The sequence below is a fragment of the Butyricicoccus faecihominis genome, from assembly GCF_024462775.1.
In the GTDB taxonomy this organism is placed as follows: domain Bacteria; phylum Bacillota; class Clostridia; order Oscillospirales; family Butyricicoccaceae; genus Agathobaculum; species Agathobaculum faecihominis_A.
Genome location: NZ_JANGCE010000001.1, coordinates 312,977 through 335,074 on the forward strand (window position 1 = coordinate 312,977; position 22,098 = coordinate 335,074).

Genomic DNA, 22,098 nt, shown 5'->3' on the forward strand with positions numbered 1-22,098 from the left:
GGTCGTGCAGTGCGGATACGAAAAAAGACAATTTTATACGCGGCCAGCGTGCTGGCCTGCGGTAATATAGCGCTGCAAGCGCTGGGGTTTTTATACCGCGTCCTGCTCAGCCACTACGCGGGCGCGGAAGGTCTGGGCGTGTACCGGCTGGTCAATTCCGCCTATCTGGTACTCAACGCGGGCTGCCTATCCGGGGTGACGATGGCATGCTCCCGCCTATCCGCGGCGAGCGCGGCGAGGCGGGAGCGCGGCAAGCTGCCCGCCATTTTGCGTTTATCCTTTGTGTCGTTCGGCACCATGTTCTGCACGTGCGCGGTCCTTGTTTTGCCGCTGCGCACCAAAATCGCGGCCGACCTTTTGGGCGATGCGCGATGCGCGATGGCGCTGCCGTTTTTGCTGCTCTGTTTGGCGCTCACCGGCATTGAAAATATTTTTAAATCCTTTTGCATCGGATTGGAACAGATGCAGTTCTCCGCGGTATCCGAGGTAGGGGAGCAGTTGATACGCATCCTCGCGGTTTATTTTTTGCTATCGCGCTACCATGGCGAGGATTATGGCGTGATCGCGATGCTGATTTTCGCGGGTATGGTGGTGAGCGAGATCTTCAGCGCGGTTTTTTTGACCACGTTGTATAAAAAGCAGCTGCGCGCGCCGGCGCGGCCGTTGCCGGTAGACCGGGTGCTTGGCGGCCAGTTTTTTGCCATTGCGCTGCCGCTATCGATATCCGCGCTGGCAAGCAACCTGCTCTCCTCCGCGGGCGCAGTGCTGCTCCCGCAGCGCCTCATGGCAGCGGGACTCACCTACGGTCAGGCGCTTTCCGCGCTCGGCGTCGTTTCCGGTATGGCGATGCCGCTGATCCTGCTGCCGGTGGCGCTCGTGAGCTCGGTGTGCACGGCGCTGCTGCCCGCTATCACGGCGGCGCAGGCAGTGGGGAACGAAAAGCGCATGCGTTCGCTGGTCGGCCGGACGATCTCGACCGTCGGCCTGATCGCGCTGCCGGCAACGGCGGTGCTTGTGCCGATGGCGCCCAGACTATCCGAATTAATTTTCGGCCAGCCGCTGTCCACCCACTATGTGATGCTGCTCGGCGCGGTGGCGGTGGCAAGCTATTACCAGATGGCTTCGGGCAGCTTGCTCAACGCGCTCGGTTTACAGCACATCAATGTCGCCACCGCTATTCTGTCCGAGCTGATGCAGCTTGCCGTCATGTACCGATGGGCGGCGCGGCCGACACTCGGCATTTACGGCTACCTGCTTGCCATGCTGCTTTCAGCCATTGCGGCGTTCGCGGCCAATCTCACGGTGCTGCACCAGCACACGCGCTTTCCGCTGCGGCCCTTACGGCGTTTCGGCGTACCTGTTTTGTGCGCGCTGACGCTGTTTTATTGGACGCAGGTCTGTTACCGCCTCGTTCGCCCGTTTGTATCGGACGCGGTGCCCGCTTTATTGTGCACAGCGCTTGGCGCCGTCGCGGTCTACCTGTTTGTGCTGCGCCTGTGCGGCGTGCGGCTGATGACCTATCTCGGCCGCCGAATTGAAACTTCCGCCGGGACGCTGTCGATGCGCGGGCGGCCTTGACAAGCGGAGACAAAACCGATATCATGTTAAACAAGTGTACGGCTCTTGACCGCGGGCGCGGCAAGAGCTGTTTTTTTGGATTGGAAAAGAGGAACAAAATTAATGGAATTGACGATGTGCTGCCCAACACTGTTTGGGCTGGAAGGTATCGTAGCGGATGAGCTGCGCTTTAACGGAAAGCTTACCGATGTAACGGCGGAAAATGGCCGCGTGCTGTTTACCGGAGATGAGCATACGCTCGCTTGGGCCAATTTAAACCTGCGCTGCGCCGAGCGCGTGCTGATCCGCCTTGGCGTGTTTTCCGCGGGGAGCTTTGACGCGCTCTTTGAAGGGGTGCGCGCGCTGCCGTGGGAGCAGTTTATCCCGAAAGACGGCGCGTTTCCGGTAAAGGGGCACAGCCTCGACTCTGCGCTGCATTCGATCCCGGATTGCCAGAAGATCATCAAAAAGGCCGTGGCAGAGCGCCTGCGGCAGGCCTACGGCCAAAGCTGGTTTGAAGAGAGCGGCGCAAGGCATCAGATCCAGTTCTCCATCATGCACGACAAGGCCGAGCTGTTTCTCGATACCTCGGGCGCGGGCCTGCACAAGCGCGGCTACCGGGCCGAGGCGAACGCGGCTCCGCTGCGGGAAACGCTGGCGGCCGCCATGGTGAAGCTCGCGCGGTGGCGGGGCAGGGAACCGTTTCTGGATCCTTTTTGCGGCTCGGGTACGATCGCCATCGAAGCGGGGCTGATCGCCTGCCGCCGCGCGCCCGGGCTGATGCGCACGTTTGAAGCGGAAACATGGCCGGTGCTCGATCCGGCGGTTTGGCAAAGAGCGCGGCAGCAGGCAGTGGACGAGGCGATAGCGGGCGCGCGTTTTTCGATCGTGGGCAGCGATATCGACCCCGCCTGCGTCGCGCTTTCCATGGCTAACGCGCGCAAGGCGGGCGTCGGCCACACCGTGTGGTTTGAACAGGCGGACGCCGCGAAACGCGACTATTCGCAGGGCGGCGTTCTATTCGCCAACCCGCCCTACGGCGAGCGCCTGCTCGATATCGAGCGGGCCGAGCAGCTTTACGCCGCCTTTGGCAAAGCGGTGTCCGCGTCGCCCATGAAGCAGTATGTGCTCAGTTCGGACGCGCAGTTTGAGCATTTCTACGGCAAGAAGGCCGATAAGCGGCGCAAACTCTATAACGGCATGATCAAATGCGACCTATATATGTATTTTAAGCACTCGCCAAGGCCGGCTGCTAAAACCGACGTTGGATAATTCGGGCGATTCACAAAAAATTCATAAATTTCGTGGGGAAATTTCCAAAAAAACTCTTGCAGAATCGCATGCAGTGGTGTAATATAATACTCATGTTAGCACTCTTGCTAAACGAGTGCTAAAACTCACTTCGTTAATTTTTATATTTATAGGAGGAACCCGTTATGAAACTCAAGCCCCTTACCGATCGAGTCGTACTCAAAATGATCGAGGCGGAGGAGACCACGGCCAGCGGAATCATTCTTGCCGGCTCTGCCAAGGAAAAGCCGCAGGTTGCGGAAATCATCGAGGTTGGCCCCGGCGGCATTGTGGATGGCAAGGAGATCAAGATGGAGGTCCATAAGGGCCAGAAGGTCATCACCGGCAAGTACACCGGAACTGAGATCAAGCTCGACGGCGAGGAATACATCATCGTTCGCCAGAGCGATATCCTTGCAGTCGTTGAATAACTGACCACCTTTTTACCAAGATACGATTTTTAGGAGGAATAGCAATCATGGCTAAGCAACTGATCTACGGCGAAGAAGCACGCAAGGCGCTGGAGCGCGGCATCAACATGCTCGCCGATACCGTTAAAGTGACCATTGGCCCCAAGGGCCGCAACGTAGTGCTGGACAAGAAGTTCGGCTCTCCGCTCATCACGAACGACGGCGTGACCATCGCCAAGGAGATCGAACTGGAAGATCCCTATGAGAACATGGGCGCGCAGCTGGTCAAGGAAGTCGCGACCAAGACCAACGACGTCGCGGGCGACGGCACCACCACCGCGACCGTACTGGCGCAGGCGTTTGTTCACGAAGGCCTCAAGAACGTGGCGGCGGGCGCCAACCCGATGGTTATGCGCCGCGGCATCGCCAAGGCTGTGGACGCTGCTGTTGCGGCGATTCAGGAGCACTCTAAAAAGGTAGACGGCACGGGCGATATCGCTCGCGTAGGCGCTGTTTCTTCCGGCGACGAGGAGATCGGTAAGCTGATCGCCGAGGCGATGGAAAAGGTTTCGACCGATGGCGTTATCACGGTCGAGGAATCCAAGACCGCCGAGACCTATTCCGAGGTAGTCGAGGGCATGCAGTTCGACCGCGGCTATATCACCCCCTATATGTGCACCGATACCGAGAAGATGGAAGCCGTTCTGGACGACGCCCTCATTCTCATCACCGATAAGAAGCTTTCCAACATTCAGGAGCTGCTTCCGATCCTTGAGCAGATCGTCAAGGCCGGCAAGAAGCTGCTGCTCGTTGCGGAGGACGTAGAGGGCGAGGCTCTGTCCACCCTGATCGTCAACCGTCTGCGCGGCACCTTCACCTGCGTTGCCGTTAAGGCGCCGGGCTTCGGCGACCGCCGCAAGGAAATGCTGCAGGATATCGCTGTTCTGACCGGCGGCACCGTGATCTCCGAGGAGATCGGTATCGAGTTGAAGGACGCGACCATGGATATGCTGGGCACCGCGCGCCAGATCAAGGTGAGCAAGGAAACCACCACGATCGTTGACGGCGCAGGCGATAAGAAGGATATCGAGGCGCGCGTCAACGAGATCCGCAATGCGATCGAGCGCACCACCTCCGATTTTGACCGTGAGAAGCTGCAGGAGCGTCTGGCCAAGTTGGCCGGCGGCGTAGCCGTCATCAAGGTCGGCGCCGCTACCGAGACCGAAATGAAGGAAAAGAAGCTGCGCATCGAGGACGCTCTCAACGCGACCCGCGCCGCTGTGGAAGAGGGCATTGTCGCGGGCGGCGGCGTGTCCTATATCAACGCGATCCCGGCTGTTATCGCGCTGGCTGAGAAGGCCGAGGGCGACGAGAAGACCGGCATGCAAATCGTTGCGCGCGGTTTGGAAGCGCCAATCCAGCAGATCGCTTTCAACGCGGGCATCGAAGGCGCCGTCGTTGTCGATAAGGTCAAGACCTCCGGCAAGGTCGGCTATGGCTTTGACGCCGCGACCGAGACCTACGGCGATATGATCGCCAACGGCATTGTCGATCCGACCAAGGTAAACCGTTCCGCGCTGCAGAACGCGGCCTCCGTCGCTTCCATGGTTCTCACCACCGAGAGTCTGGTCGCCGATAAGAAGGAGCCTGCGGCTCCGGCTGCTCCGATGCCGGACATGGGCGGCATGTATTAATTTAGCAGATGCTTTTTAAAGCGGGGTGCAGTTCAATACTGCGCCCCGCTTCGCGTTTTGATTTTTTCCTGTACTTCTGGGGAATACTATGGTAAACTATGCTCGTAGAAGAAAGGAGGCGCTGCCATGATCTTTGGAATTAACAGCCTCTACATTTGGACTGCGGTGATCATCATCGGCGTCGCGGTGGAAGCGTTCACTCTCGATTTGTCGGCGATCTGGTTCGCGGTCGGCTCGGTTGCGGCGCTTGTCGCTGCGAGTATCGGCTTGCCGTTGCCTGCGCAGCTGCTCATCTTTGTGCTGTTTTCCGCGGCGCTGCTCATTCTGGTGCGACCCTTTTGCCGCAAATTTCTGCACACGAAAAACGAACCGACCAACGCGGACCGTATCATAGGAGAACCGGCCATCGTTGTGATCGAGATCGACAACGTGCAGGAAACGGGAGAAATCAAGGTGTTCGGTCAGCTGTGGACCGCGCGCTCCGCGGATGATTCGGTCATTCCCAAGGGCGCTGCCGTGCGCGTGACCGCGATACGCGGCGTAAAGGCCATTGTAGAAAAGGTGTAGCGAAGACCGTTTTGGAGTAAAGGAGAATTATCATGCCATTTATCGTTCCGTTTATCTGGATTATCCTTGCGATCATCCTGATTGCGTTCATTGCGAGCAACATCGTCATCGTGCCGCAGGCACGCGCGTTCATCATTGAACGCCTCGGCACCTATCAGGGCACATGGGGCACCGGCCTGCATTTTAAAATCCCGCTGTTCGAGCGCATTGCCCGCAAGGTGACGCTCAAGGAGCAGGTGGTCGATTTTCCGCCGCAGCCCGTTATCACAAAGGATAACGTCACCATGCAGATCGATACGGTCGTCTATTTCCAAATAACCGACCCCAAGCTGTTCACCTACGGTATCGAAGCGCCGATGAGCGCGATCGAAAACCTGACCGCGACCACGCTGCGTAATATCATCGGCGATCTGGAACTCGATCAGACGCTGACCAGCCGCGACATCATCAACACCAAAATGCGCGCCATCCTTGATGAAGCGACCGACGCATGGGGCATCAAGGTAAACCGCGTGGAACTGAAAAATATCATCCCGCCCGCCGCGATCCAAGAATCCATGGAAAAGCAGATGAAGGCGGAGCGCGAGCGCCGCGAAGCAATTCTCGTGGCGGAAGGCAAGAAGCAATCCGCTATTCTGGTGGCGGAAGGCGAAAAGGAATCCACCGTACTGCGCGCGGAAGCCAGCCGTATGGCGAAAATCCGTGAAGCGGAAGGCGAAGCCGAAGCGCTGCTGACCGTGCAGAAGGCGCTGGCCGATTCGATCGTCATGCTGAACAACGCCGAGCCGACCGAGCAGATCATCAAGCTCAAGTCGCTTGAAGCCTTCGGCAAGGCGGCAGACGGCAAGGCGACCAAAATCATTATTCCGAGCCAGATCCAGAGTCTCGCAGGTCTGGCGACCTCGTTCAAGGAAGTTATCACCGACCCCAAGGGCGAATAAACCAGCAAAAGCGGCCGCCGAATCCGTTCGGCAGGCCGCTTTTTTGTCGCTGACATTGACAAAAACCCGTTTTAATGGTAGCATTATTCAATGGATGTTTCTACATCGCGGGAGGGATTGCGGTTGGCAACGAAAAAGAAAGCGGCGGAGGCGGAATGCTGCGAAGAGCATGTGATTCATGCGGGCCCGATCGAGCACGCAAGGCAGCAAATGCCGGCGGAGGAGATCACCAGCGCCGCTTCGGATTTCTTTAAGGCGTTTTCCGATAAAACGCGCCTGCGCATTCTCGCCGCATTGGGTACGGAGGAGCTCTGCGTGTGCGATATCGCCTCGCTTTTGAATATGAGCCAATCCGCCATATCCCATCAGCTGCGTTTTCTGAAACAGGCGCGGCTCGTCCGCAGCCGGAAAAGCGGCAAAACGGTGTATTACGCCTTGTGCGATAGCCATATCCAAACGATATTGGCGCAGGGCATCGCACATGTGCAGGAGGGATAGATTGATGAGTAAAAAAGTAGAACGCTCGGATGAGGCGGAACAGTCGCCGGAGCAGCGCGCGCCGGAGGAAATACTCGCCGCGCCCGAGCCGATTGAATTTCCCACCGAGCTGGTCGAGGAGATTCTGTCCGATCTGGAGGGCACGGCGGATATCGCTGCGCCCGGCAACACGGTGCCCTTTCCTCAGCCGGTAGCGCCGCTGCCGGACGAGCCGGAGCAGCCCGCCCCCGAACCGCCGCAGGACGCTGCCGACGAGCCGCCGACTGAAGAGGCCGCGCCGGACGAGACAGACGAAGCGGCGGCTGAGGACGAAGGCGGCGAAGCCGAAGCCGCGTCCGCCGAGGACGAAGAAGCCTCGCCGGACGAGCAGGGCGAAGAACTGCCGCCGATCTCGGAGACCGCGCTTACCGTAAAGGACGATCTAAGCCCCAATCTGGACGGGCTTTCCTTTGTCGAACGCGCACGGGTGCGCGCCAAAATACGCCGCCGCGAACAGACCCGCCAGCGCCGTGAAAACGCGCGCCGGGGCATCAGCGGCGACGAGGCCGTGTACCAGCCCATGACAACGGCCGATATTCGCTTTACGCTGATCCGTTTAGCGATCGCCGCCGTTTTCTTGGTGCTCGGCATGGTGTTGCCGATCGCCGGCGTTTCGCTGGCCATGTATGTGGTCGCATACCTGATCACGGTGCTGCCGGTCGCGGCGCGTGTCGTTCGCGGCTTTACGCACGGCAAATATTTTAACGAATACCTGCTGATCTTTATCGCGTCCCTAGGCGCCTTTCTGCTTGGCCGCCGCCCGGAAGCCAGCATCGTGCTGATCCTTCACAGCGTGGGCAAGCTGATCTCCGATATGGTGCTGCATTCGACGCACGGCGCTTTGCGGGAACAGACCGATTTTGTGCCTGAAAGAGCGTCCATCGTCAACATGCAGGGCGAAGAAAAGCACGTACAGCCGGTGGAAATCAACGTTGGCGATTTTATTATGGTGCGCTCCGGCGAGCGTATCCCGATCGACGGCGTGATCCTGCGCGGCGAGGGTACGGTGGACGACACCGTACTGACCGGCGACAGCGAACCGAAGGCGGTCGAAAAGGGCGCCAAGGTGCTGGCCGGCAGCCTTTATACCGGCACGCTGATGCTGATCCGCGCGACAGCGAAGTTTGAAGACTGCGCCGTCAGCCAAATCCTGCGCATGCGGGAGGAATCCGCAGGCCGCCGCGCGTCGCTGGAAAACAGCGTGATCCACGGCGCGTCCCGCTACATGCCGATCATTATCGTGCTGGCGGTACTGCTCTCCTTGCTGCCGCCTCTATTCCGTATCGGCGATACAGCCACGTGGATTTATCGCGCGCTGACCGTGCTTGTCATCTGCTGTCCGACCGCGCTGCTGCTCTCCGTGCCGATGAGCTTTGTCGGCGGCAACGGCCGGCTTGCACAAAAGGGCATTCAGGTCAAGGGCAACGACGCCATCGAAAAGCTTGCCGAGCTGCGCATGGTCGTGTTTGGTAAAACCGGCACGCTGACCGAGGGCAAGCTGCATGTCAAGGAGATTCAGGCCACCCCTGATTTCAACGCGGAAAGCTGTTTGGCTCTCGCCGCGACGGCGGAGCAGCTCTCCGACCATCCGGTGGCGCGCGCCATTGTGGCCGCCTATCAAGGCATTCCGCAGAAAATATCCGAATTTGAGGAGTTCCCGGGGCGCGGCGTGCGCGCGCGCATCGGCAACCACAACCTGCTGGTCGGCAACCGCAAGCTGATGATCTCGCGCGGCGTCAAGGGCGTGCCCGATCTAGCGGGCACCGTCGTATATGTATCATACGAAGGCGATTACGCGGGTGCGATCGTTTTGCAGGATACCGTGCGGAGCGAAGCTTCGGAGGCGGTCTCCGGCTTAAAATCGCTCGGCGTTCTGCGCACCGTCATTCTGACCGGCGACACCGAGCTGCCCGCGCAGCAGGCGGCCGATACGATCGGTATCGACACGGTGCACGCAGGGCTGCTACCGGAGGAAAAGGCCTCCAAGCTTGAATTCCTTTTGCGCACCATCCCGACGGACGGCACGGCCGCCTATGTGGGAGACGGCGTAAACGACGCGTCTGAACTGGGGCAGGCGGATATCGGCGTTGAGATGGGCGCGGCAGGCTCTCCGGAATCGGCTGGCGCGGCAAATGTGCTCATTATGACCAACGACCTGACCCGTCTGACCGACGCGGTGCGCATCAGCCGCCGCACGCACGGCGTGGCGCTGCAAAACATGGTGCTGTTGCTCGGCGTTAAGGTGGTTTTGCTGCTGCTGACGATGTTCGGCGTAACGATGATGTGGCAGGCGGTCGCGGCCGATGTGCTGCTCACCGTACTCACCGTGCTCAACGCCTCGCGCACGCTCAGCATCAAGTGATATTTCGCGGGCGAAACAAACGCTGTACCGTTTTTCGGTATGGCGTTTTTTCGCGTTTTATGATATACTAAAAATGTATTTCGCTTGGGAGGAAAACATATTGCACAAGAAAATGGAAGCCATCCTGTCCCGTGTTCAGAAGCCGGCGCGCTATGTCGGCGGCGAATGGGGTTCGGTGATGAAAAACAGGGAAGAGGTAGACCTGCGGTTTGCTTTTTGCTTTCCCGATGTATATGAAGTAGGCATGTCCCACTTGGGCTCGCGCATTCTGTACGGCCTGTTAAACGATCAACCCGGCGTTTGGTGCGAGCGCGTTTGCGCGCCTTGGGTCGATATGGAGGACGAACTGCGCAGCGCGGGCATCCCGCTGTACGCGCTGGAGAGCGGCGATCCGCTCCATCTGTTTGATATAATCGGTTTTACGCTGCAATACGAGCTTTCCTTCACCAACATCCTGAACATGCTGGATCTCGGCGGTATCCCGGTGCTTGCGGCGGAGCGGAAGGCGCTTTCCCATCTGGTCGTCTGCGGCGGACCGTGCGCCTATAACCCGGAGCCGCTGGCTGATTTTGTCGATGTGTTCCTGATCGGCGACGGGGAAGAGGTCATGCTTGAGTTCACCGATCTGTACCGTCAGGCCAAGCGGGAAAGCTGGGACAAACCCCGCTTTTTGCGTCAGGCCGCCGGCATTCCGGGCGTCTACGTGCCTGCGCTGTACGAGGTGCGCTACCACGAGGACGGCACGGTGGAAAGCGTTGCGCCGATAGACGGCGCGCCCGCTAAGGTGCAAAAGCGCATTGTAGAGGATCTCGACACGATGTACTATCCGGAATCGTTCGTCGTCCCGTCCACCGATATCGTGTTCGACCGCGCGATGGTGGAGCTGTTTCGCGGGTGTCCGCGCGGCTGCCGCTTCTGTCAGGCCGGGCACACCTACCGGCCGCTGCGCAGCAAGTCAAAAGAAGTGCTGCAAAAGCAGGCCGAGGCTGTTTTGAAAAACTCGGGCTATGAGGAAATTTCGCTCTCTTCGCTTTCGACCAGCGACTATGGCGACCTGTCGGGGCTGACCTCCACCATGCTGGATTACTGCGAGCCGCGTCATATCAGCCTGTCGCTGCCCAGCCTGCGCGCGGACAGCTTCAACGCCGAGCTGATGGAGCGCGTGCAGAAGGTGCGCAAAAGCGGCCTGACCTTTGCGCCGGAAGCGGGTTCCAAGCGCCTGCGCGACGTGATCAACAAAAATCTGGAGGAGGACGACCTGCTCTCCGCCTGTGCGATCGCTTTTCGCGGCGGCTGGAACAATATCAAGCTGTATTTCATGATGGGCCTGCCCACCGAGACCACGGAGGATTTAGACGGCATTTTGGAGACCTGCAAAAAGGTCGCTTTCTGCTGGAAGGAAAATACACAAAATCGTGCGCGCGGCGTAAGGGTCACGGCGTCGGCTTCGTGCTTTGTGCCCAAGCCGCAAACGCCGTTCCAGTGGGACGCGCAGGACACGCTGGACATGCTGCGTGAAAAGCAGGCCTACATGAAAAAGATCATGAAGACCAAAAACGTGACGTATAACTGGCACGACGCCGAAACTTCGGTTCTCGAGGGCGTGATCGCCCGCGGCGACCGCAGGCAGGGCAAGGCGATCTATCTGGCTTGGCAGCGCGGCTGCAAATTCGATGGGTGGGACCAGTTCTTCGATTATGAAAAATGGATGCAGGCTTTTGCCGACTGCGGGCTCGACCCCGCGTTTTACGCTTCCCGCCAGCGTCCGCTGACCGAAGTGTTCCCGTGGGATCACATCGGCTGCGGCACGGATAAGGAACACCTAAAGCGCGAGTGGGAGCGCTCACGCGAGGCGGTCCCCACCGTGGACTGCATGCAGAAGTGCGCGGGGTGCGGCGCGAGCGCCCTGCTGAAGGGAGGCCGCTGCCATGTTTAAGGCCCGCATGAAATTTGCCAAGGAGGGGCGCGCCAAGTATATTTCGCACCTCGACCTGATGCACACCATGCAGCGCTCGATGGCGCGCTGCCAAATGCCCCTTTGGTTTACCGAAGGCTTTAACCAGCACGCTTATGTTTCCGTGGCGCTGCCGTTATCGACCGGATTTTCCGGCGCGTGCGAATTTTTGGATTTCAACATCACCTCCGAAAGCGTGCCGATTAATGCGGTCGAGGCGCTGAACGATGTTTTCCCGGAAGGCCTGCGCGCGATCGAAATCTATCCGCTAGAGGACGGCGGCATGAAGATCGCGCGGATCGCTTGGTCGCAGTACCGTATCACTTGGGGCTTTGAGGATGGCCTGCCCGCTTCATTCCTGACCGATGTGCGCACGCTGTTCGCGCAAAAGCAGATCGAAATTTTGAAAAAGTCCAAGCGCGGAGAAAAGCTCGTCAATATGCGCGAGCTAATGCGGGACTTTTCCGTAGAGGAAAAGGAGGGCGAAGCCGTCGCGGTCGTCACCACGGCGGCCGGCAGCGTGAGCCTGAGCCCGGAATACCTGACCCGCGCAATCAGGCAATATTTGCCGCAGTATGCGCTTCCGTTTTGCGCTTACCACCGTATGAACGTATTTACCGCCGAGGGCGAGCCGTTTCGTTAAACCGGAAAGCGCCGTTTGAATGCGGCATTCGTATATAGAGGAGCAATTACCGCATGAGTCAGCAAACCACCGTTTCCGCCGAACAGCTGCGCGCGCAGTTTGGCGATATGTCCCTTGTGGCCGCGATGAATCACGGCAGGGAGAAACGCGCGTACACCCATACCTTCGGCTGCCAGCAGAACGAGGCCGATACCGAGACCATTCGCGGCATGCTCGCGGAGATGGGCTACCAGATGACCGATTCGCCGGAGCATGCGGATTTTATCCTGTTTAACACCTGCGCGGTGCGCGAGCACGCGGAGGATCGGGCGTTCGGCAATATCGGCGCGCTGTCCCATTTGAAAAAGCAGCGTCCCGATGTAATTATCGCGCTGTGCGGCTGTATGGCACAGCAGGAGAAGAATGTAGAGAAGATTAAAAAAAGCTATCCGCAGGTCAGCCTGCTGTTTGGCACGCACGCGCTCTGGCGTTTCCCGTCGCTGCTGCGGCGGGTGCTGACCGGTGAAAAGCGCGTGTTCGATATCGGCGGTGCGGACGATATCGCCGAGGGCCTGCCCCTTTTGCGCGGGGAGGGACCCAAGGCGTGGCTGTCGATCATGTATGGCTGCAACAATTTCTGTACTTACTGCATCGTGCCCTATGTGCGCGGCCGCGAACGCAGCCGACGGCCGGAGGAAATCGAGGCCGAACTGCGCGAGCTTACGCGGGAGGGCTATAAGGACATCACCCTCTTGGGGCAAAACGTCAATTCTTACGGCAAGGATCTGGGGCTGGAAATCGATTTTTCTGATCTGCTGCGGCGTTTGAATGACGTGCCGGGCGATTTTCTATTGCGCTTCATGACGAGCCACCCGAAGGATGCGTCGAGAAAGCTGATTGATACCATGGCCGCGTGTTCCAAGGTGGCAAAGCAGCTGCATTTGCCGGTGCAATCCGGCAGCGACGCCGTGCTTTCTCGTATGAACCGGCGCTACACGGCGGGCGAATACCGGGAGCTGATCCGTTATGCGCGCGAAGAAATACCCGAAATTGTGCTTTCCAGCGATATTATCGTCGGCTTTCCGGGCGAGACCGAGGCCGATTTTGAAGAGACCCTGCGTTTGACGCAGGAGATCGAATACGATCTCCTGTTCACCTTTTTGTATTCCAAACGCAGCGGCACGCCTGCCGCGTCCTACGAGGACCCCGCGACAAGCGCGGAAAAGCAGGCTCGTTTTGAACGTCTGCTGCGGGCGCAGGACGAGATCGTTGCCCGCCGGCAGGCGGCCTATCAGGGCAAAACGCTGCGTCTGCTGGTGGACGGCGAATCAAAAAATCCGGACTATCCCTTTACGGCGAGGACCGAAGGCAATTTACTCGTCTGCGTGCGCGGCGAAGACATTGTGGTGGGTTCCTTTATCGAAGCAGAGATTGAGAAAACCTCTTTGCGCTGTTTGTACGCGCAAAAAAGATAGAAACGAGGAAATAGCATGGCAGAACTTACGCCCATGATGAAGCAGTATTTTGAGATCAAGGACAAGCACCGGGATTATATTCTGTTTTACCGCTTGGGCGATTTCTACGAAATGTTTTTTGACGACGCCAAGCTCGCTTCACGCGAGCTTGAACTGACCCTGACCGGCCGCGACTGCGGGCAGGAGGAGCGCGCGCCTATGTGCGGCGTTCCTTACCACAGCGCGGAAGGTTATATCGCCAAGCTGGTGCGGAAGGGCTATAAGGTCGCGATCTGCGAGCAGGTGGAGGATCCCAAGCTGGCCAAGGGCCTTGTCCGCCGTGAGATTGTTCGCATGGTAACGCCCGGCACGGTGATTGAATCCTCCATGCTGGATGAAAACCGCAACAATTTTCTCGGCTGCGTTTTTTCCGCGGGCGGCCGGATCGGCGTTTGCTTTGCCGATATCACGACAGGCGAAGCTTACGCGACCGGCTCGGATTCTTGGGGCGAGATCCTCAGCGAGCTGGGCCGGTTTGGCCCGCGTGAGGTGCTGGTCGGCGGGGAAGCGGCGGGAGAAGCGCAGCTTACGGCCTTTCTGCATGAACGGCTGGAAGCCTTGATCGAGCCCATGCCCGAGGCAAGCTTTGACGCGGACGCTGCGTCAAAGCGCATCATCGATCGTTTTCGCGTGACCGACTTTGACGCGGTCGGATTGACCGAGCTGCCGCAGGCCGCGCAAAGCATCGGCGGCATGCTCTGCTATCTGGAACAAACGCAAAAATCGAGCCTTGCGAACCTCAACTCCTTGCAGGTATACCAGCAGGGCAAATACATGGAGGTAGACCTGATCGCCCGCCGCAATTTAGAGCTGTGCGAGACCATGCGCACGCAGGAAAAGCGCGGCACGCTGCTGTGGGTGCTGGACCGCACCAAAACCGCCATGGGCGCGCGCCTGATCCGGCAGTGGATTGAAAAACCGCTGCGCAACCCGCTCCATATCGAACGGAGGCAGCACGCGGTGAGCGCGCTGTTTGAAGATGTGATCGCGCGGGGCGCGCTCGCCGACGAGCTCAACCGGGTGTTCGACATGGAACGGCTGATCGGCCGCGTGGTATACGGCACGGCCGGCGCGCGCGATCTGCGGGCGCTCTGCGCCGCGATCGAGCATCTGCCCGCCATTCGCGAGGAGGCTTCGCGCTTCGGCACGGGTTTGCTGCGCGAACTGACCGGCAGGATTGATCTTTTGGAGGATGTGCGCGTGCTGATCGCCTCCGCGATTGTGGACGAACCGCCGATCAGCCTACGCGACGGCGGACTGATCCGTACCGGACACCACGAAGAGATCGACCACCTGCGCGATCTGGCCAGCGGCGGCAAGGGGGAAATCGCGGCGATCGAGCAGGTCGAGCGCGAAAAAACGGGAATCAAGGGCCTGAAGATCGGCTACAACCGCGTGTTCGGCTATTATATCGAGGTAACGAAGTCCAATGTGAGCATGGTGCCGGATCATTATATCCGCAAACAGACGCTCGCGAACTGCGAGCGCTATATCACAGAGGAGCTTAAAACGCTCGAAAGCACGGTGCTCGGCGCGCAGGAACGCCTGACGGCGCTCGAATACGAGGTGTTTGTTCAGGTGCGCGAAGCGGTCGGCGCCGAGGTGCACCGCGTACAGGCCACCGCGCAGGCGCTCGCCACGCTGGATGTGCTGTGCGCGCTCGCGGAAGCGGCGGCGGAAAACAACTATGTTTGCCCCACGGTCGACTTTTCCGGCCGCATCGATATCCGGGACGGCCGCCATCCAGTGGTGGAAAAAATGCTGGCGGACAGCCTGTTTATCCCGAACGACACGGTGCTCGATAACAAGGAAAACCGCACCGCCATCATCACCGGGCCCAACATGGCCGGCAAATCTACTTATATGCGCCAAGTGGCGCTGATCACCATCATGGCGCAGATCGGCTCGTTCGTACCGGCGGCCGCGGCGCACATCGGCGTGGCCGACCGCGTGTTTACCCGCGTCGGTGCGTCGGACGATCTGGCGAGCGGCCAGTCCACCTTCATGGTAGAGATGACCGAGGTTGCCGAAATCTTAAAAAACGCGACCAAGGCCAGCCTGATCGTGCTGGATGAGATCGGACGCGGCACATCGACATACGACGGCATGTCGATCGCGCGCGCAGTCGTCGAATACGTCACGGATATGAAAAAAATCGGCGCGCGCACGCTGTTTGCCACCCATTATCACGAATTGACCGCGCTGGAAGACCTTGTGCCGGGCGTAAAGAACTACAACATCGCGGTGAAGAAGCGCGGAGACGATATCACCTTTTTGCGCAAGATCGTCCGCGGTGGAGCGGACGACAGCTACGGCATTGAAGTGGCCGGACTTGCCGGCGTGCCAAACGCGGTGATCCGCCGCGCCAAGCACGTGCTTGCCGATCTGGAAGCCACCGCGCCCAAGCCCGAGGTGCGCGCCGTAGAGAGCAAGGAAGAAGCGCCGCAGCTTACCATGAACGAGCTTTCCGGCGGCGCTGTGGCCGACCGCCTGCGCGCCATGCAGGTGGATACCATGACGCCGATCGAGGCGCTCAACGCACTGTACGAGCTGAAAAAGCTGCTTTGACAACAAGCGCTGTATTTGACCCGACCTTCTGAAAGGAATCAAAATGGCAATCATCCATGAACTATCCCCGCATTTGGCCGACCTGATCGCGGCGGGCGAGGTCGTCGAACGGCCTGCGTCCGTTGCGAAAGAGCTGGTGGAAAACGCGATCGACGCGGGTGCGACGCGTATCACGGTGGAAATCGAAAACGGCGGCATATCCTATCTGCGCATCGCGGATAACGGCTGCGGTATCGCGGCGGAGGACGCGCCCATCGCGTTTCGCCGCCACGCGACCAGTAAGCTGCGCACCGAGGAGGATCTGAACAAGATCGGCACGCTCGGTTTCCGTGGCGAAGCGCTGGCCGCTATTTCCTCCGTCACCCGCATCGATCTGTTTACCCGTCAGGCCGACGCGATCGCGGGCCTGCACCTGCATCTGGAAGCGGGCCAGATAAAGACGTGCGAAGAAGCGGGCTGCCCGGTGGGCACGACCATGGTTGTGCGCGATCTGTTTTATAATACGCCCGCGCGCATGAAATTTCTAAAAAAGGACTTTACCGAAGCGGGCTATATTCTCGGCGTTGTGCAGCACGCGGCGCTGTCGCATCCCGAGATCGGTTTCACCATGATCCGGGACGGCAAGCAGGTCTTTACGACCGATGGGCGCGGCAAGCTGATCGCGCCCGTGTTTGCTGTTTTCGGCAAGGAAATGACCGATAGCATGCTGCCCGTCCCCAAAACCGAGCACCAAAATATGACGGTGACCGGCTATATCGTCAAGCCTCATCTGGGGCGTCCCAACCGGGGCATGCAGCATTTTTTCGTCAACGGCCGCTATGTCAAAAGCAAGCTGATGCAGGCTGCGATGGAAGAAGCGTACCGCAATGCCATGATCACGGGCAAGTACCCCTCCGGCGCGGTCTTTCTGGAATTGCCGCTGAATTCGGTCGACGTTAACGTGCATCCGGCTAAAACAGAGGTGAAATTTTCGCAGGAAAAGCCGGTGTTCGAGGCCGTCTATATCGCCTGCAAAAATGCGCTCGCGGCGGGCGATAATATCCCGCTCTTGACGCATCAGGAAAAACCGGCTCCCACGCCCGCGCCCCGGGAGGATAATCTTTCGGCCGCGCAGCAGCAGATCGCGGTTCCGGTTTCGCCACCCGCGACAGCGCATGAGGCGCTTCCGCGTGAGGAAAAAAACGCGCCGCCGCCCATAGAAGACTTTTTTGTCGCCGTGCCGCCGCGCGCTGTGCGTCCTCAGCGGCCCATAGAAAGCGACACGGCCGCCGCGCCTATGCAGCCCTATCAATCCGCGCCCGGCTTTGCGCCGCGGCGCGTCGACCCGGCGCTGCTTCAGCCGCTGCGAGAGGAGGCGGAACCGGTACAGGCGCCGCCGGAGCAAGCGCTCGCCGCCATGCCGGCGGTACCCGCCGAAAAGCAGGAGCCGGCGGTTCAGACGATTACCGGCGGCGCGCGCGTGATCGGCGAGTGCTTCCACACCTACTTGATTGCGGAGGACGCGGACGGACTGATTTTAATCGATAAACACGCCGCGCATGAGCGCATGCTGTTCAATAAGCTGCGCCGGGAGAGCGTTATCCCCTCACAAGAGCTATTGACGCCCGCCGTTGTCGAATTGACGGCCGAGCAGGCCGCCGTGCTGCGCGAGCAGCTCAACGAACTGCTGCAGGCCGGGTTTGACGTGGATCCTTTTGGGGAAAATAGCTTTGCTGTTCGTTCTGCGCCCGCTTATCTGGATTTCGGCGATATCCCCGCGGTGATCAGCGAGCTGGCGGAAAAGACGCTGACCAGCCGCGCGCCCGTGCCCGACCGGCTAGACGATCTGATCCATATGGTCGCCTGCAAGGCCGCCATCAAAGCGGGCAAGGCGACTTCGCTGACGGAATTGCAGGATCTGTGCGACCGGGTGCTGAGCGACGAGGACGTGCGTTCGTGCCCCCATGGCAGACCCACCACCGTACGACTGACCAAATACGAGCTGGACAAGCTGTTTAAGCGTGTCAACCAATAGGAGTGAACCGATGGATAACCGCCTGATCTGCCTGTGCGGTCCAACGGCGAGCGGCAAAACTGCGCTTGCCGTTGCGCTTGCCAAAATGCTGGATACGGAAATTATATCGGCTGATTCGATGCAGGTGTACCGCTATCTCGATATCGGCACGGCCAAGCCCACGCTGGCCGAGCGCGAGGGCGTACCGCATCATCTGATCGACGTGTGCGAGCCGGATGAGAGCTTTTCCGTTGCACGCTATGTCGAGCTTGCGGACGGCGCCGCCGCCGATATCCTGCGCCGTGGCATGGTGCCGATCGTCGCGGGCGGAACCGGGCTTTATATGAACGCGCTGATCGAATGCGCCGCCTTTTCCGGCAACGAGACCGACGAGGCCGTGCGCGAAAAATATCGCCTCATGGCGCGGGAGCAGGGGAACGACGCGGTGCATGCCTGTCTTGCGCGGGTCGACCCCGAAAGCGCGGGCAACCTGCACCCCAATAATCTCAAACGCGTGATCCGCGCGCTCGAGGTGTACGAGCAGACCGGCATGACGATTGGCGAGTTGAATAGGAAAAATAAGCGGCCCGCGCCCAAATACGACGCGCTGATGATCGGCGTATGCCCGGCCGACCGGCAGGTGCTTTATGAACGCATCGACCGCCGCGTCGATCAGATGCTGGAACAGGGCCTGCTGGAAGAGACCCGCCGCCTTTTGGAGGCCGGCCGCCTGACCGGGACCGCCGCGCAGGCGATCGGCTACAAGGAATTAACGGCCTATTTGCACGGCGAAGCGACGCTCGCCGCATGCACCGAGCTACTCAAGCGCCGCAGCCGCAACTACGCGAAAAGACAGCTGACATGGCTGAAAAAGGATGACAGGATCCACTGGATCTATTATAATAAAGGGGAAGAACTTCGCTTCCTCCTCCAAGAAACGACAAAATATCTGCAAAAACACGGTGTACAATGAGACCATAATTTGTAAATTATGGAGGAATTGTTGTGAGAAACGAAATCAACCTACAGGACAGAATGCTTTGCGCGGTGCGCCAGCAAGGCCAAAACGTGACCGTGTTCCTGACCAACGGCTTTCAGATGCGGGGCGCCGTGCGCGGCTATGATAATTTCACCGTTATTCTGGAAAGCGACGGCAAGCAGCAGATGATCTATAAACATGCCATATCCACCATTATTCCGCAGCATCGCGTGGATCTTTCCGGACACAGGGAGGAGAATGACGGCGCGGAATAAATTACATAGCGAGGACAAGCCATGGCGAAAAAGACAAAAGCCAAACAAAAACAAAATCAAAGACAGGGCACAGGCGCAAGGCCGATCTTGATCGTCATTTCTGTGCTCTTAGTCGTTTATCTGGGCGCGCAAATCTATTCCGCCTTTTCCGGCTCGATCGAGACGGCCAGCGCGGTGCATATCACGGCGAACGACAGCTTTGCGGCGAACGGTTGGTTTTTCCGTACGGAAACCACCGTGTCCGGCAGTGAAAGCTCCACGGTAAAGCACATCGTTTACAGTGGCGAGCGTGTGCAGCAGGACGCGGCGCTGGCCACCGTTTACGCGGACGAGCAGACGTTGTCCCTCAGCCGCGAGCTCGAAGAGGTCGAAGGCCAGATCGCCACGCTCGACGCCGCGCTACAAACCGCGGGCGACGGTTCGGACGCGGCCAAGCTCGACCAGTTGATCACGCTGAATCTACAGCAAATGACGGCGCTTCTCAAGTCCGGTTCGGGCACGACGCTCGCGCCCGCCGTGGAGTCTCTGCGCTCGCTCTCGCTCAAGCGCGACGCGGGCAATCTGGACGCCGCCACGGTTTCAGCGGAGCGCGACGCGTTGACAGGCGAGCAGCAAAGCCTGTCCCAGCAGGTCTCCGGACGCACCAATCAGATCACTTCGCCCGCCTCCGGCTATTTTTCCGAGATCGTGGACGGATATGAAAGCATCCTAAACCCCGATCAGCTCGAAAAAATGACCGTGGAGGAGTTCCGGGATTTGACCGAGACCAAACCCGTGCGGGCTGACGACGCGCTTGGCAAGATCGTGCAGGGCTTTAGCTGGTATCTTGCCGCCGAGGTGCCTGTCGCGGAAGCCGACCGGCTGGCCAAGGCGGGCAGCGTGCGCGTCAATTTTACGCGCGCTTCGATCGAAACGGCGGCAACGGTATATGCCGTCAACAAGGAACGGGACGCGGAGACCGCGCTGATCGTTTTGGAGGGTAATGAGTTTAACAGCGAGATGGTTTCGATGCGTGACCAGCCGATCGATATCATCCTCGGCACCTACACCGGCTTGAAAGTGCCGAAGGAGGCCGCGCGCATGATGACCGATTCCGAAGGAAACAGCCGCCTCGGCGTATTCATCCTGAGCGGTTCGGTTACCAAATTTAAAAATATCACACCGCTTTTTGAGACAGATTCGTATTATGTCGTCGAACAGAGCGCGACCGACGCGAGCGCTCTGGTAGCGCAGGATAAGATCATCGTGCGCGGTAAGGGCCTGCAAAATAATATGGTGGTGAACACATGACACAAGAAGAGAGAATAACGCTGGCGGAAAGAATAAAGGACGTGCAGGCGCACGTTGCGCGCGCGGCCGTAGCCAGCGGCCGCCGCGCGGAGGATATCACCCTTGTCGCCGCGACCAAGATGAACGACGCGGACAGGGTGCGCGCCGCAATCGAGGCGGGCATTCGCGTATGCGGCGAAAACCGCGTGCAGGAGCTGACCGATAAATATGAACAAAACGCCTACGCGGGCGCTGATCTGCAATTTATCGGCACGCTGCAGTCTAATAAAATCAAATATCTGATCGGCAAGGTATCTCTCATCCAGTCGGTCGGCTCCCTGAAGCTCGGGCAGGCGATCGCAAAAGAAGCTGCAAAAAAGGGGATCACGCAGGATATTTTGCTGGAAGTCAACATCGGCAGGGAGCAGGCAAAGAGCGGACTTATGCCCGAAATGCTCCCGGAAGCGCTCGATCAGCTGCGTTTGCTGCCCGCAATACGTATCCGCGGCCTGATGGCAATTCCGCCGATTGCAGATGAAACCACGAAAAATTTGCGCTATTTCAACGAAATGCACCAGATATTTGTTGACATTTTGACGAAAAAATACGATAATGTAAATATGGATTATTTGTCTATGGGTATGACAAATGACTTTGAAACAGCGATTTCATGCGGTTCCAACATGGTTCGGATCGGCACGGCGATTTTTGGCGCGCGTCCCTATCCCGTTCCCTAGCCGCAAGTCATAAGGAGGAACTTTCTATGGGTTCGATCAAGGGTTTTATTGATTGGGTCAAGGGGGAAGATGTCGAAGACGATTTTGACGAGCAGGTGCCCCGCCAGCGCGCGGAGGAACCCGCTATCTCGTCTTCGCCGTCCGCGTTCGACGCGCCCGAGACCACATCTTCCGTACGACGCAGCAATAAGGTCGTCAATATCAACGCGACAACGCAACTGGCTGTTGTGCTCGTTAAGCCCGACCGGTTTGAAAACGCCGCCGAGATTGCCGACCATCTCAAGGACAAGCGCACGGTTGTGCTCAACTTAGAGCAGACCAATAAGGACGTTGCGCGTCGCTTGGTCGATTTCCTCAGCGGAGTGGCTTATGCCAATGAAGGTAAAATAAAAAAAGTTGCAAACAGCACATACATCATAACGCCGTATAACGTCGATATCATGGGTGATCTGATCGATGAGCTGGAAAACAACGGCATGTACTTTTAAGGCTGAATAACGTGAATCATTTTGTAATTTATCTAGTTTCGTCCATCATCCGGTGTTTTGAGTTTATGTTCTTCGCGCGTGCGATCATGTCTTGGTTCTCTCAGGGCAGTAAGATTCAGGAGTTTCTTTATCTCATCACAGAGCCGGTCATTATGCCGTTTCGCGCCTTGTTTGATCGCTTACAGATCCTGCGCGGCTTTCCGCTGGACATACCGTTTTTTGCAGCGTTTTTAATGCTGGAGTTACTACAGGTTTTACTTTACAGCCTATAGGTCTTTTCAGCGGGTATGCCGCAGCAAACTGACGAAACCATGGTTTCGGTTCGAGGTGGTCGGGTTCGC

At 58.6% G+C, this 22,098-nt stretch carries 19 protein-coding genes; all 19 read left to right on the forward strand.

What is annotated here, in order from left to right:
- Positions 1-9: 9 nt before the first annotated feature.
- Entirely contained in the window at positions 10-1,578 is a 1,569-nt protein-coding gene (locus tag NE562_RS01535) for an oligosaccharide flippase family protein (RefSeq protein WP_280960625.1), read from the forward strand.
- Positions 1,579-1,680: 102 nt separating this feature from the next.
- A complete protein-coding gene (locus tag NE562_RS01540; RefSeq protein ID WP_280960626.1) occupies positions 1,681-2,829 on the forward strand; it encodes a THUMP domain-containing class I SAM-dependent RNA methyltransferase in 1,149 nt (382 codons plus the stop codon).
- A 164-nt stretch (positions 2,830-2,993) separates the two neighbouring features.
- The gene (locus tag NE562_RS01545; protein WP_280960627.1) at positions 2,994-3,278 is read left to right on the forward strand and encodes a co-chaperone GroES; all 285 of its coding nucleotides are present in this window, start codon (positions 2,994-2,996) and stop codon (positions 3,276-3,278) included.
- A gap of 47 nt (positions 3,279-3,325) precedes the next feature.
- Positions 3,326-4,951, forward strand: coding sequence for a chaperonin GroEL (groL, locus tag NE562_RS01550; RefSeq protein WP_280960628.1), 1,626 nt, complete (start codon positions 3,326-3,328; stop codon positions 4,949-4,951).
- Positions 4,952-5,077: 126 nt separating this feature from the next.
- Complete coding sequence (locus NE562_RS01555; RefSeq protein WP_280960629.1) at positions 5,078-5,518, forward strand: NfeD family protein; 441 nt, start codon at positions 5,078-5,080, stop codon at positions 5,516-5,518.
- Positions 5,519-5,550: 32 nt separating this feature from the next.
- The gene (locus NE562_RS01560; protein WP_280960630.1) at positions 5,551-6,459 is read left to right on the forward strand and encodes an SPFH domain-containing protein; all 909 of its coding nucleotides are present in this window, start codon (positions 5,551-5,553) and stop codon (positions 6,457-6,459) included.
- Positions 6,460-6,582: 123 nt separating this feature from the next.
- Positions 6,583-6,957, forward strand: coding sequence for a metalloregulator ArsR/SmtB family transcription factor (locus NE562_RS01565; RefSeq protein WP_317865630.1), 375 nt, complete (start codon positions 6,583-6,585; stop codon positions 6,955-6,957).
- Positions 6,958-6,961: 4 nt separating this feature from the next.
- Positions 6,962-9,358, forward strand: coding sequence for a heavy metal translocating P-type ATPase (locus tag NE562_RS01570; RefSeq protein WP_280960631.1), 2,397 nt, complete (start codon positions 6,962-6,964; stop codon positions 9,356-9,358).
- Between the two features lie 73 nt (positions 9,359-9,431).
- Positions 9,432-11,294, forward strand: a complete 1,863-nt coding sequence (locus NE562_RS01575; RefSeq protein ID WP_280960632.1) for a TIGR03960 family B12-binding radical SAM protein — start codon at positions 9,432-9,434, stop codon at positions 11,292-11,294.
- Positions 11,287-11,955: a TIGR03936 family radical SAM-associated protein gene (locus NE562_RS01580; protein ID WP_280960633.1), complete on the forward strand. Its 669-nt coding sequence runs from the start codon at positions 11,287-11,289 to the stop codon at positions 11,953-11,955. Before NE562_RS01575 ends, NE562_RS01580 begins: the two co-directional genes overlap by 8 nt.
- Positions 11,956-12,008: 53 nt before the next feature.
- Positions 12,009-13,409 (forward strand): tRNA (N6-isopentenyl adenosine(37)-C2)-methylthiotransferase MiaB, encoded by a 1,401-nt coding sequence (gene miaB / locus NE562_RS01585; RefSeq protein WP_280960634.1) that lies wholly within the window; start codon positions 12,009-12,011, stop codon positions 13,407-13,409.
- A gap of 15 nt (positions 13,410-13,424) precedes the next feature.
- Positions 13,425-16,016, forward strand: coding sequence for a DNA mismatch repair protein MutS (mutS, locus tag NE562_RS01590; RefSeq protein ID WP_280960635.1), 2,592 nt, complete (start codon positions 13,425-13,427; stop codon positions 16,014-16,016).
- 43 nt (positions 16,017-16,059) lie between these two features.
- The gene (gene mutL, locus NE562_RS01595) at positions 16,060-18,030 is read left to right on the forward strand and encodes a DNA mismatch repair endonuclease MutL (protein WP_280960636.1); all 1,971 of its coding nucleotides are present in this window, start codon (positions 16,060-16,062) and stop codon (positions 18,028-18,030) included.
- 10 nt (positions 18,031-18,040) lie between these two features.
- A complete protein-coding gene (gene miaA / locus NE562_RS01600) occupies positions 18,041-18,982 on the forward strand; it encodes a tRNA (adenosine(37)-N6)-dimethylallyltransferase MiaA (protein WP_280960637.1) in 942 nt (313 codons plus the stop codon).
- 26 nt (positions 18,983-19,008) lie between these two features.
- Positions 19,009-19,263 (forward strand): RNA chaperone Hfq, encoded by a 255-nt coding sequence (gene hfq, locus NE562_RS01605; RefSeq protein ID WP_280960652.1) that lies wholly within the window; start codon positions 19,009-19,011, stop codon positions 19,261-19,263.
- Positions 19,264-19,284: 21 nt separating this feature from the next.
- The gene (locus NE562_RS01610; protein ID WP_280960638.1) at positions 19,285-20,553 is read left to right on the forward strand and encodes an HlyD family efflux transporter periplasmic adaptor subunit; all 1,269 of its coding nucleotides are present in this window, start codon (positions 19,285-19,287) and stop codon (positions 20,551-20,553) included.
- Positions 20,550-21,269 carry a YggS family pyridoxal phosphate-dependent enzyme gene (locus tag NE562_RS01615; RefSeq protein ID WP_280960639.1) on the forward strand — a complete coding sequence of 240 codons (720 nt, stop codon included), beginning with the start codon at positions 20,550-20,552 and terminating at the stop codon, positions 21,267-21,269. The genes NE562_RS01610 and NE562_RS01615 overlap by 4 nt, the downstream gene beginning before the upstream one ends.
- Positions 21,270-21,295: 26 nt before the next feature.
- The gene (locus tag NE562_RS01620) at positions 21,296-21,757 is read left to right on the forward strand and encodes a cell division protein SepF (protein ID WP_280960640.1); all 462 of its coding nucleotides are present in this window, start codon (positions 21,296-21,298) and stop codon (positions 21,755-21,757) included.
- Between the two features lie 11 nt (positions 21,758-21,768).
- Complete coding sequence (locus tag NE562_RS01625; RefSeq protein WP_280960641.1) at positions 21,769-22,029, forward strand: YggT family protein; 261 nt, start codon at positions 21,769-21,771, stop codon at positions 22,027-22,029.
- Positions 22,030-22,098: the final 69 nt, after the last annotated feature.

Excerpts from the sequence above, each read along its gene's own strand:
- NE562_RS01540 (WP_280960626.1), top strand. The coding sequence starts at position 1,681 with ATGGAATTGACGATGTGCTGCCCAACACTGTTTGGGCTGGAAGGTATC.
- NE562_RS01545 (WP_280960627.1), top strand. The coding sequence starts at position 2,994 with ATGAAACTCAAGCCCCTTACCGATCGAGTCGTACTCAAAATGATCGAG.
- groL (WP_280960628.1), top strand. The coding sequence starts at position 3,326 with ATGGCTAAGCAACTGATCTACGGCGAAGAAGCACGCAAGGCGCTGGAG.
- NE562_RS01555 (WP_280960629.1), top strand. The coding sequence starts at position 5,078 with ATGATCTTTGGAATTAACAGCCTCTACATTTGGACTGCGGTGATCATC.
- NE562_RS01560 (WP_280960630.1), top strand. The coding sequence starts at position 5,551 with ATGCCATTTATCGTTCCGTTTATCTGGATTATCCTTGCGATCATCCTG.
- NE562_RS01570 (WP_280960631.1), top strand. The coding sequence starts at position 6,962 with ATGAGTAAAAAAGTAGAACGCTCGGATGAGGCGGAACAGTCGCCGGAG.
- NE562_RS01575 (WP_280960632.1), top strand. The coding sequence starts at position 9,432 with ATGTATTTCGCTTGGGAGGAAAACATATTGCACAAGAAAATGGAAGCC.
- NE562_RS01580 (WP_280960633.1), top strand. The coding sequence starts at position 11,287 with ATGTTTAAGGCCCGCATGAAATTTGCCAAGGAGGGGCGCGCCAAGTAT.
- miaB (WP_280960634.1), top strand. The coding sequence starts at position 12,009 with ATGAGTCAGCAAACCACCGTTTCCGCCGAACAGCTGCGCGCGCAGTTT.
- mutS (WP_280960635.1), top strand. The coding sequence starts at position 13,425 with ATGGCAGAACTTACGCCCATGATGAAGCAGTATTTTGAGATCAAGGAC.
- mutL (WP_280960636.1), top strand. The coding sequence starts at position 16,060 with ATGGCAATCATCCATGAACTATCCCCGCATTTGGCCGACCTGATCGCG.
- miaA (WP_280960637.1), top strand. The coding sequence starts at position 18,041 with ATGGATAACCGCCTGATCTGCCTGTGCGGTCCAACGGCGAGCGGCAAA.
- NE562_RS01610 (WP_280960638.1), top strand. The coding sequence starts at position 19,285 with ATGGCGAAAAAGACAAAAGCCAAACAAAAACAAAATCAAAGACAGGGC.
- NE562_RS01615 (WP_280960639.1), top strand. The coding sequence starts at position 20,550 with ATGACACAAGAAGAGAGAATAACGCTGGCGGAAAGAATAAAGGACGTG.
- NE562_RS01620 (WP_280960640.1), top strand. The coding sequence starts at position 21,296 with ATGGGTTCGATCAAGGGTTTTATTGATTGGGTCAAGGGGGAAGATGTC.